We start from the raw sequence: 1,008 nt of genomic DNA on the forward strand, positions 1-1,008 counted from the left end.
AGTCGAGAATGTCATTGATTAAATCGAGTAGAGTAAGCGAAGAGGTGTTGAGCATGTCGACATACTCTTTTTGCTCTTTCGGCATATCCATTTCAGAAAGCAGTGATGAAAGCCCGATAATCCCGTTCATTGGAGTGCGGATTTCGTGGCTCATGTTGGCAAGAAATTCACTCTTGTTGCGGTTCGCTACCTCTGCAGTATCTTTGGCTTTTTCCAATTCTTGGTATTGTTGACGAATACGTTCAATCGACTGATTGTAGCTACTCTCTAGTGTAGAGATCTCATCACTGTATGTAGAGTTAGTGGGTGTTAGAAATCGCGGTTTGTTGTCTTCAACCTGTTGATGGTTGATCTGAGAAGACATGGTCATTAAGCGCTTAACTACAAGGCGGTAGACGATGGTTAAACATACCAGAGACAATAAGAAGATTTTAACTGCTTCGAAGGCGAGCAATAATAACACCCGGTCTTCAAAGTCGTTGAGAATCATACTTAGATCAGACTGCACCGTGAGCGTCGCCAGTTGGAACTCTGAGCCTCCCATCTGATGCACCATATCCCAAGATTGAGAATAAGACTGACCGGACGTCTGTTGACCTAATTCTAAAATTTTTTCATCGGGGCTTTCTATTAACAGATAACTGACCGAGGGTAAGCGGGAGATACCTTCAGCTTGCACAAACAGTTGCTCTCGGTCTTCAACCCACAAACTGGCGGTTAAGCCAGAAAGATAACCATCCTTAACTTGTTCGATCTGAGAACTGATAAAAGAAACTCGATTTTGGTACTCCACATACAAACCTAGACCTGTCACTATGACTGTGAATAAGGTACTGATTGCGATGATTACCCCGATCAACTGTCGGGAGAGTCCAATATAGCGTTTTCCTTTATTCACCATACAAAAATTACCATTATTGTTATCCTAGCAAACTACAATTACTCAACTAGTATAATAGTAGTCATTCATCAAATAACTAGGGAAGGTTATGAAAAAACATCTAATAG

Annotated in this window: 1 protein-coding gene; it reads right to left on the minus strand. The window is 41.4% G+C overall.

Annotated elements, in window-relative coordinates; all coding sequences use genetic code 11:
- Nucleotides 1–901: histidine kinase dimerization/phospho-acceptor domain-containing protein (locus tag AB4496_RS20410; RefSeq protein ID WP_372131788.1), on the minus strand; the 901-nt coding region annotated here is incomplete at its 3' end.
- Nucleotides 902–1,008: the final 107 nt, after the last annotated feature.

It is taken from the genome of Vibrio sp. 10N.222.46.A1 (genome assembly GCF_041473595.1).
In the GTDB taxonomy this organism is placed as follows: domain Bacteria; phylum Pseudomonadota; class Gammaproteobacteria; order Enterobacterales; family Vibrionaceae; genus Vibrio; species Vibrio tasmaniensis_A.